Genomic DNA, 9,768 nt, shown 5'->3' with positions numbered 1-9,768 from the left:
GGGTGGAAGGAGTGAGAGATGAATCCATTTTCCTGTTTCCTTATTGGCAATGAAAGCCTGACGCAGCAGTGCGGCGAAATGCTTCTGGCGCGCGGGCACCGTATTTCCGCCCTTGTGACGCGCCATCCAGAGGTTGCGTCCTGGGGCACGAAACGTGGGCTTGCCGTCATCGAACAGAAAAAGGGCTGGGAGGCAGAGCTTCCGGCGCAGGCGGACTGGCTTCTGTCGGTCGCCAACCTCTCGCTGATCCCGGATGCCGCACTGGGAAAGTCGCGCAGCGGGGGCGTGAACTTCCATGATGGCCCGCTGCCCCGCCACGCTGGTCTGAACGCACCGGTCTGGGCAATTCTGCAGGGCGAGGCCGAGCATGGCATCAGCTGGCACCTGATCGAGGGTGGCGTTGATGAGGGCGACATTCTGGTTGATCGCCGCTTTGCGATCTTGCCGACCGACACGGCGCTCACGCTCAACACCCGCTGCTTCGAGGCGGCGATGGACAGCTTCTCCGAGGTGATGGCCGCGCTCGAGGCCGAGACGCTTGCCCGCCGCCCGCAGGATTTCAGCCAGCGCAGCCTGCATTTGCGTGCAGATCGGCCGTCCGCGGCGGGCCGTATAGACTTTACCCGCAGCGCAGGCGATGTGTCCGCGCTTGTGCGGGCGCTGGATCATGGCACCTACTGGAACCCGCTGACCACGGCGAAACTGTGGGATGGCAAGCGCTATGTCGTCGTCGGTGAAGCCGAGGTGGTGGCGGGCAGCGGTGTGCCGGGGCAGGTGCTTTCGGCGGACGAGCATGGCGTTACCGTCGCATGCGGCGTGGGTGCCGTGCGCTTGTCGCGGCTGACCTGCCAGAAGGGCTTTCCGGTTTCGGGCAGCGCATTGCCGGTCACGCTCGCCTCGGCCAGCCCCGCCGAGGCGGCGGCCCTGACCGAGGCTCTGTCGCGCGTCGTCGAGGCTGAACCGCGGCACCGCAAGGCACTTCTGTCGCTCGACCCTGCCGGGGTAAGTGCGGCCAAGGTTGCTGGTGCGCCCGCGCTTTGGCAATCGGTGCCGGTTGCGCTGCCTTCGCTTGCGCTGGCGGCCTTGGCGGCGGTGCGGCTGTCAGGCAAGCCTGTGGCCGATCTGGCCTATGGTGCGGCCCATGCGACCGAAGGGGTCCTCTCGGATTGGGTGCCGGTGCGCGTGATTGCTGAAGGGGCCTTGCCCGAGGCGCTGGCCCGCACGGATGCTGCGCTTGCCGAGGCCGACAAGGTTCCGGCGTTTGCGATCGATCTGCTGGCGCGCGACCGGCGCCTTTTCGGGCTTGAGGCGCCGGGCTTTGGCGTCGGCCTGCACGCCGTGCCGGGAACTGTGGTCACGCTCTCACCAACTGCGCTCTTCTATGATGCAAGTCGGCTGAGCGCGGCTGAGGCCGAGGCGCTTGCCGCCCGTGTCGATGCCTTTGCCGCTGCCGCGACGGGTGATGCGCGGGTTGAAAACCTGGCCATCCTGACTGCGGCTGAACTTGAGGCCGCGATCCATGCGCCGAACCGCACCCAGAAGCCCTATGATTCAGCCCAGTGTGTTCATCAGGCGTTTGAGGCGCAGGTCGCCCGCACGCCCGACGCCGTGGCGGTGGTCTTCGAGGGCGAGGCGCTGAGCTATGCCCAGCTCAATGCCCGCGCCAATCGTGCGGCGCATGTTCTGGCGGGCATGGGCGTCAAGCCGGGCACGCTTGTCGGCCTTCACACCCGTCGGTCGCTCGACCTTCTTGTGGGGGCGCTTGCGATCCAGAAGGCGGGCGGGGCCTATGTGCCTATGGACCCGGCCTATCCGGCCGACCGCACCGCGCTTTTCATCGAGGACAGCGCCTGCCCGGTGGTCGTGACGCAATCGGCACTGGTCGGGGCCCTGCCTGCACATTCTGCGCAGGTGCTCTGCCTCGATACCGATGGCCGTCTTGCCGCCGCGCCCGATAGCAATCTGCAAAGCGGGGTCAGCTCGGCCGATCTGGCCTATATGATCTATACCTCGGGCTCCACTGGTCGGCCCAAGGGCGTGATGGTTGAACATCGCAATGTCGCGAACTTCTTTGCCGGGATGGATGACAGGATCGACCACGCCGCGGGGTCGGTCTGGCTTGCGGTGACGTCGCTGTCCTTCGACATCTCTGTGCTGGAGCTTTTCTGGACGCTGGCCCGTGGCTTCAAGCTGGTGCTGACCAGTGATGAGAACCGGGCGCTGGTGTCGAATGGTCGGATCGGCTCGGCCAAGGGGATGGAGTTCTCGCTTTACTACTGGGGCAATGATGACGGCGCTGGCCCCAAGAAGTATGAGCTTTTGCTGAACGGCGCGCGGTTTGCAGACGAGCACGGCTTCTGCGCGGTCTGGACGCCCGAGCGGCACTTCCACGCCTTTGGTGGACCCTACCCGAACCCGAGTGTGACCGGCGCGGCCGTCGCAGCCGTGACGAAGAAGATCGGCGTGCGCGCGGGATCGGTGGTCCTGCCGCTGCACCACCCCGCCCGTGTGGCCGAGGATTGGGCGGTGATCGACAATCTGACCAACGGGCGCGCAGGGCTTGCCATCGCCTCGGGCTGGCAACCTGACGATTTTGTGCTGCGCCCCGAAAACACCCCGCCGAACAACAAGACTGCGATGATGCAGGGGATCGATCAGCTGCGTCGCATGTGGCGCGGCGAGACGGTGGACTTCCCGACAAAGACCGGCACATTCGGTGTCGTGACGCAGCCCCGCCCGGTGTCGAAAGAGATTGAGCTTTGGGTCACGACCGCGGGCAACCCCGCCACCTGGCGCGAGGCGGGCGAGATCGGCGCCAACGTGCTGACCCACCTTCTGGGCCAGAGCATCGAGGAAGTGGCCGGCAAGATCAGCATCTATCACGATGCCCTGCGCAAGGCTGGCCATGATCCGGCCAACCACAAGGTCACGCTGATGCTGCATACCTACGTCTGTCGCGACCGCGAGCAGGCGCGGCGTGTGGCGGAAAAGCCGATGAAGGACTACCTCTCTGCCGCCGTGGGGCTGGTCAAGCAATATGCCTGGGCTTTCCCTGCCTTCAAGAAGCCGCAGGGCATCGACAATCCGATGGACATCGACCTGCGCAGCCTGTCGGCCGAAGAGAACGAGGCGATCCTCGATTTCGCCTTCCAGCGCTACTTCGAAGATTCGGGGCTGTTCGGCACGGTTGAAGATGCGCTGGACCGGGTGGAAAGCCTGAAGCGGATCGGTGTGACCGAAGTGGCCTGCCTGATCGACTACGGCATCGCGCCCGAGGTCGTGATGGAGGGGCTTTATCCGCTGGCCGAAGTTCTGCGCCGCGCCAATGCGGGCGGTCAGCCGGCCGAGGATGACTATTCGATCGCGGCCCAGGTGATCCGCCACGGCGTGACGCATCTGCAATGCACCCCCTCGATGGCGCGGATGATCCTGATGAACGACGAGGCGCAAATGGCGCTCTCGGGCGTCAAGACCCTGATGCTGGGTGGCGAGGCCCTGCCGGGGGCCTTTGTCCGCGATCTGCGCAAGGTCACGGGGGCGCGCGTGCTGAACATGTATGGCCCCACCGAGACCACGATCTGGTCTACGGTGGAAGAGGTCGGCGACGGTGAGGGTGTGGTGAATATCGGCACGGCCATCGCCAATACCCAGGTCTATGTGCTGGACGACCGCCAGCAACCGGTGCCGCCCGGCGTGCCCGGCGAGCTGTGGATTGGCGGTGACGGCGTGACGCGCGGCTACTGGCAGCGGCCTGACCTGACGGCCGAGCGCTTCTTGCCCGATCCCTTCGTGCGGGACGGCGCTTGTCCATGGGGTGCCCGCATGTACCGCACGGGCGATCTGGTCAAGCTGCGCGCCGACGGAAAGCTCGACTATCTGGGTCGCGCGGATTTCCAGGTGAAGCTGCGTGGCTACCGGATCGAACTGGGCGAGATCGAAAGCCGTATCGAGGAACAGCCCGGTGTCCGTCAGGCGGTTGTCCTTGCCCGCGAGGATCAGCCCGGCGACCTGCGGCTGGTGGCCTATTTCACTGGCACCGCAACCGAGGCCGCGCTGAAACCTGCCTTGGCCAGCGTCCTGCCCGAACATATGGTGCCCGCGCATTTTGTCCGGCTCGAGGTGTTCCCGCTGACGCCCAACCGCAAGGTTGACCGCAAGGCTCTGCCCGCGCCGCAGGTTCAGGTGCAGGCAGACGTGGAACATGTCGCCCCCGAGACCGATCTTCAGTCGCAGATCGCGGCGGTCTGGAGCCGGGTTCTGGGTGTGCCCAAGGTGGGCGCAAAGGACAACTTCTTTGCGCTTGGTGGGCATTCGCTGCTGGCCGTGCAGGCCCACCGCGAACTGCGGGACGGGCTGGGGCTGAAGAAACTGTCGATAACCGATATCTTCCGCTTCCCGGTCCTCTCGGCGCTGGCCGCGCATCTGGACGATGGGCCGAAGGCTGGGGCCGCAGCGCCGGCACCGGGCCCGATGGCATCGGCGACAAATGGTCGGGCCGACGCCCGCGCCGATGCCATGGCGCGCAGGCGCGCCATGCGGACGGGGCAGGATGCCTGACTTGAACCATCTGACGTCAGTGGCCCGCGGGATCATTCCTGCGGGCTACGGTCTTGGAACTGCCGATCCGCGCAAGACTTACCCGTCGTTTCCCGGTGAAACAGCCCAAGGGATACCGCGCCGGATTGCCGAATTTCGGGCAGGGCGCGCGGCGGCCCGTGCCGCACTGGTCGAACTTGGCTTGCCTCCGCGCGCAATTCCTGTCGGCGCAGACCGGGCGCCGATCTGGCCGCTTGGTCTTCAGGGATCAATCACGCATACCGAAACCCTGTGCCTTGCCGCCATCGGGCGCGGCATGGGCATCGGTCTTGATCTGGAGCTTGCAACGCCGCTGGACGACGACCTGCGTCCCAGCATTCTGCGCCCCGAGGAAGCGCACTTTTCAGCCATCGAGGCGAAACTCGTGTTCTGCGCCAAAGAGGCAGCTTACAAGGCCCAATATGCCCGTTCGCGCCAGCTCTTTGACTTTCATGCCCTTGCGGTGACGCTGGATCAGGGGCAGTTTGTCGCGCGCTTCATCGACGAAGTGCTGCCATTCTCTGCTGGAGCCGAGCTTCGTGGACGCTGGGCCGATGTCGATGGGCATTTCCTTGCGGTTGCTGTGCTGTGACCTTTTCGGCGTCAAACATACATTGTATGCTATGGTATGCGACAAACCCTGACCGAGATCTATGAGGCCCGCGTGGCTGAGGGCCGATTGCGCCCCGACCCTGCCCAGCACGCGGTTCTGCCGCGACTGGAAGAGATCCGCGTCTGGCTTGAGGCGAATGCCAATCGCCGGATCGGACTGTTTGCCGGGCTGTTCGCGCGCCCGGTGGTGCCGCCAAAGGGTCTTTATCTTTGGGGTGGGGTCGGTCGCGGCAAGTCCATGGTGATGGACCTCTTCGTTGACCATCTGGCCATTTCGGCCAAGCGCCGGGTGCATTTCCATGCCTTCATGCAGGAAATCCATCGCGGCATGCATGCCGCGCGGCAGACCGGGGTCGATGACGCGCTGAAGCCCGTCGCAGATGCAGTTGCCAAGGAAATCCGGCTGCTCGCCTTTGACGAAATGCAGATCACCGACATCACCGATGCGATGATCGTGGGCCGGCTGTTCCAGCTTCTGGTCGATCAGGGGGTGGTCATCGTCACCACCTCAAACCGCCCGCCCGAGGATCTGTACAAGAACGGGCTGAATCGGGCACTGTTCCTGCCCTTCATCGACTATCTGCGCGACCGGTTCGACGTTCAGGAACTGGAAAGCCCGAACGACTATCGCCAGCATCGCCTGCAGGGTGCGCAGGTCTATTTCCACCCCGCCGGCCAAAGCGGTGCGGCGATCGATGCGATCTGGAAGGATCTTTCCGGGGGCACGCCGGGCGAGACACTGATCCTGCAGGTGAATGGCCGCGAGGTCGAGGTGCCGCACTTTGCCAACGGCGTGGCGCGGGCGAGTTTCTGGGATCTGTGCGCCCGTCCGCTGGGACCAGCCGATTATCTTGCGCTGGCGCAAGCGGTACGGGTGCTGATCCTAGAGGGCATTCCGCAGCTTTCGTCCTCGAACTACAACGAGGCCAAGCGATTCGTGACGCTGATCGACGCGCTTTACGAGGGGAAGGTCAGGCTGATCTGTTCAGCCGCTGATGTGCCAGAGCGGCTTTACACCGAAGGCGAAGGGGCGTTCGAGTTTGAACGCACCGCAAGCCGTCTGCGCGAGATGCAGGATGCCAGCTGGGGACGGGCGGAGAGCTGACTGCCCCGCGCCCGTTCTGGCGGGTCAGATTGGCTGAAACGCATCCGTCGGCATGTCATACTGCTCGAGGCTGCCTTCGCCGATGTCATTCCACAGGCCGTGCAAGGTCAGAAGCTCGGACTCAACCGCCTCGCGCACGAAGGGGAAAGTCATCAGGTTCTCAAGGCTGACCAGCACCGCCTGCTTTTCAAGCGCGGGTCCGCGTTCCCCATCGGGAAGGTGCGAGATACGTTCGTAGCCTGGGCGGAGAATGTCCATCCAGCGGCCCACAAAGCTCGATTTTTCAAGAAGTTGCGGGGCCTTGCCCGAGCACATGTCATCGCAGCCCTTGACGCCACCGCAGTTGGAATGGCCGATCACGATGATATGGGCCACCTTCAGCGCGGTGACCGCATATTCCACCGTGGCCGAGGTGCCGTGATTGCCCCCGTCGGGACTATAGGGCGGCACGAGGCCCGCGATGTTGCGGTGAATGAAGAACTCGCCTTCATCCGCGCCGAAGATCGAGGTCACATGCTGACGCGAGTCGCAGCACGAGATGATCATGGCGCGTGGGTGCTGCCCATGGTTGGCCAGTCGGCGATACCAGGCTTTGTTGTCCTGATAGGTCGTCGCCTTCCAGCCATTGTAGCGGCCGACCAGGTAACCGGGCAGGGGCTTGGCTTGGTCCATCACATCCTCCGTCAGGTTTTCTTTCATCTATGCTGCAATTGCAGAAAATTCGAGAGGTTTCTGTTCCAGCGCTCAACGATTTGTTCAGTGCCCCGAGGCCAGCATCGCGATGGGTGAATGAAACTGGGTGTGGATATGACCACGAATGTGACGGTCCTTCGACCGAAGGATGTGCTGCATCTCGATTCCGCCCCGATCGAGGCGATGTATCGCGCGATGGGGCCAGATCAGGCGGAACATGTGATCACGCGCGCGCTGGAAGAGTTGGCGCTTGCGATGTCGGGCATGGCGGCGCAGGTGCACGGAAAGAATCTGCAGGATCTCTCGCGCCGCCTGCGCCGGTTGCAGCGCATGGCCGAGCAGTTGGGGATGGTATCGCTTTGCCGTGTGGCGGGCGATCTGCGGAATTGCCTCGATCTTGGGGACGCGACCGCATTTGCCGCCGTCTGGGCACGGCTCATGCGCATTGCGGAACGCTCTCTGCTGCCCGGTGGTCCACTCCCCGGTCTTGTGGGCTGAGGGGGTTGCGGGCGCGTGGCGTTGGGCTAGGCTTGCCGCCGAATGATGGAGTGCCCCATGACCGCCGTCCCGAATATGCCCGCCTTTGCCGACCCTGACAGCGCCGCTCGCCCGTTGCACGTTGTGGCACAGGACAGCCTTCAAGCCTGGCTCGATGCGCAACCGCCACAATGGGCGGCCTGGTTGCGCGATGGTGCCTTTGGCGCAGGCCTTGGTGAACTGGCCCTTCTGCCGGGCATGGACGGTGGTGCGGTTGTCGGTGCCGTTGTGGGGCTGGGCGACGCGCGTGCCCGCGCGCGGCAGCGTTTTGGCCTGGCCAAGTCTGTTTCGGCGCTTCCTGCGGGAAACTGGGAGTTCGTGGGCCTGCCCGCCCCGCTTGCGACCGAGGCCGCGCTTGGCTGGCTTCTCGCGCAGTACCGGTTTGATCGCTACAAACCCGCCAATCGGGTATGGCCTGCACTGAAATGCCCCGATGGCGTGGATGAGGCGCAGGTTATTGCGATGGCGCGCGGCGAGTTTCTGACCCGTGACCTGATCAACACACCTGCGCAAGACCTTGGCCCGGCTGAACTGGAGGCCGCCTTCGTCGCGCTGGCCGAACGCCATGGTGCTGCAGTTCAGGTGGTATCGGGGGCTGCGCTAGAGACGGACTTCCCGATGGTGCATGCCGTCGGCAAGGGCTCGGACCGGGCGCCGCGGATCATGAGCCTGCGGTGGGGGCAGTCGGGACCAAGCCTGACGCTGGTGGGCAAGGGCGTCTGCTTTGATACGGGCGGTCTGAACCTCAAGCCTTCCAGCGGCATGCAACTGATGAAGAAGGACATGGGTGGCGCTGCAACTGTCATGGGCCTTGCGCAGATGATCATGGAGTTGAACCTGCCCCTGCGTCTGCGGGTGATCGTGCCTGCCGTGGAAAACTCGGTTTCCGGTCGGGCGATGCGGCCCAAGGATATCCTGAAGTCACGCAAAGGTCTGACGGTCGAGGTGAACGACACCGACGCAGAAGGGCGGCTGGTTCTGGCCGATGCTCTGGCCTGGGCCTGCGAGGAATCACCCGAGGTGCTGATCTCGATGGCCACACTGACAGGCGCGGCGCGTGTTGCGGTTGGGCCAGACCTTGCCCCCTATTACACGGATGATGCTGCGATGGCCGGGGCGCTGGAGGACGGCGCGCGTGCGGGTGCCGACCCGGTCTGGCGCCTGCCGTTTCATGACGCCTATGAGAGCGTGATCGAGCCGGGCATCGCCGATCTGGACAATGCGCCGGGTTATGGATTTGCCGGTTCGATCACGGCGGCCCTGTTCCTGCGACGGTTCGCCGACCATCCACGCTACATGCACTTCGACATCTACGGCCATACGCCGTCGGATGCGCCGGCGCGGCCCAAGGGCGGGGTGGGGCAGGGTGCGCGGGCGCTTCTGCTTGCGCTGCCGCAGATGCTGGGGCTCTGATGGATCGCAGACTGACCCCTGCCAATGCCCGTGTCGCACTGGATACGCTGCGCGGGATCATCGATGCCCCGCGCTTTACTGGCGGAGAGCCCGCACAGGTCGCGCGTCCTCTGGTCGATCTGCTACGCGCACCGGCAGGACCCCGTGAGCGGCAGCTTTTGCTTGGGGATGGGGTGACAGTCATCGAGCGTGAGGCCGGCTGGGCCTTTGTTCAGGCGGCGAAGGATGGATATTGCGGTTATCTGCCCGAGGATAGCCTTTCGGAGGCGCAACCCGTAACGCATCACATCGTCACTCCGGGCACCCATGCCTATTCCGGCCCAAAGGTGCAGGCGCCCGAAATCATGCCGCTTTACCTGGGCGCGCGTATCGAGGTGCATTCGGTCAGTGGTGCCTGGGCCGAGACAGCGCAGGGGCATGTTCCGACAGCGCATCTTCTGCCGCTTGACCAGAGGCTCGAAGATCCTGCCGGCGTCGCAATGGGATTTCTGCACACACCCTATCTGTGGGGCGGGAACAGTCGGGCAGGGATTGACTGTTCGGGGCTGGTTCAGGGGGCATTCCGAGCCTGCGGAATCGACATGCCAGCCGACAGCGACCTGCAATCCGCTTGCGGAGTGGCCGTGCCAGAAAATGAGGCGCTGCGTCGCAATGACCTTCTGTTCTGGAAGGGTCATGTCGCCATCGCGCTTGGGCCGGGTCGCATGGTTCACGCGACCGCCGCATTCATGGCGGTTGTCGAAGAGGACATCCTGCCCGCCATCACCCGCATCGAGGCCTCGGGCGGTGGCCCGGTGACCCATCGCCGTCGGATCATGGCGGCGGTGTGACGG

The 9,768-nt window shown here is 64.5% G+C and carries 7 protein-coding genes; 6 read left to right on the top strand and 1 reads right to left on the bottom strand.

Translation table 11 applies throughout. The features are described 5' to 3' along the window. Window positions 1–18 precede the first annotated feature (18 nt). Genes FQU74_RS13190 through zapE form a run of 3 tightly spaced genes read left to right on the top strand, consistent with a single transcriptional unit; the run spans window position 19 to window position 6,292 of the window. Window positions 19–4,557 (top strand): MupA/Atu3671 family FMN-dependent luciferase-like monooxygenase, encoded by a 4,539-nt coding sequence (locus FQU74_RS13190; RefSeq protein ID WP_146286941.1) that lies wholly within the window; start codon window positions 19–21, stop codon window positions 4,555–4,557. Then, window positions 4,550–5,167, top strand: coding sequence for a 4'-phosphopantetheinyl transferase family protein (locus FQU74_RS13185; protein WP_158635590.1), 618 nt, complete (start codon window positions 4,550–4,552; stop codon window positions 5,165–5,167). The genes FQU74_RS13190 and FQU74_RS13185 overlap by 8 nt, the downstream gene beginning before the upstream one ends. Before the next feature lie 36 nt (window positions 5,168–5,203). Then, window positions 5,204–6,292, top strand: a complete 1,089-nt coding sequence (zapE, locus tag FQU74_RS13180; RefSeq protein ID WP_146286939.1) for a cell division protein ZapE — start codon at window positions 5,204–5,206, stop codon at window positions 6,290–6,292. Between the two features lie 24 nt (window positions 6,293–6,316). Here the strand turns inward: zapE and FQU74_RS13175 are convergent, their stop codons facing one another. Next, the gene (locus FQU74_RS13175; protein WP_146286938.1) at window positions 6,317–6,964 is read right to left on the bottom strand and encodes a carbonic anhydrase; all 648 of its coding nucleotides are present in this window, start codon (window positions 6,962–6,964) and stop codon (window positions 6,317–6,319) included. Window positions 6,965–7,081: 117 nt separating this feature from the next. Here FQU74_RS13175 and FQU74_RS13170 point away from each other — a divergent pair, with 117 nt between their 5' ends. From FQU74_RS13170 to FQU74_RS13160, 3 genes are read left to right on the top strand one after another with little or no spacing between them, the layout of a single operon-like run. Continuing rightward, entirely contained in the window at window positions 7,082–7,483 is a 402-nt protein-coding gene (locus tag FQU74_RS13170) for a hypothetical protein (RefSeq protein WP_229704394.1), read from the top strand. 57 nt (window positions 7,484–7,540) lie between these two features. Beyond that, entirely contained in the window at window positions 7,541–8,935 is a 1,395-nt protein-coding gene (locus tag FQU74_RS13165) for a leucyl aminopeptidase family protein (RefSeq protein WP_373289026.1), read from the top strand. Beyond that, the gene (locus tag FQU74_RS13160; protein ID WP_146286937.1) at window positions 8,935–9,765 is read left to right on the top strand and encodes a C40 family peptidase; all 831 of its coding nucleotides are present in this window, start codon (window positions 8,935–8,937) and stop codon (window positions 9,763–9,765) included. The genes FQU74_RS13165 and FQU74_RS13160 overlap by 1 nt, the downstream gene beginning before the upstream one ends. Window positions 9,766–9,768 lie beyond the last annotated feature (3 nt).

The organism is Gemmobacter aquaticus (assembly GCF_007859075.1).
Classification (GTDB): domain Bacteria; phylum Pseudomonadota; class Alphaproteobacteria; order Rhodobacterales; family Rhodobacteraceae; genus Gemmobacter; species Gemmobacter aquaticus.
Note: the sequence above shows the minus strand (reverse complement) of the source record. Positions and strands in the feature narration are given on the sequence as shown.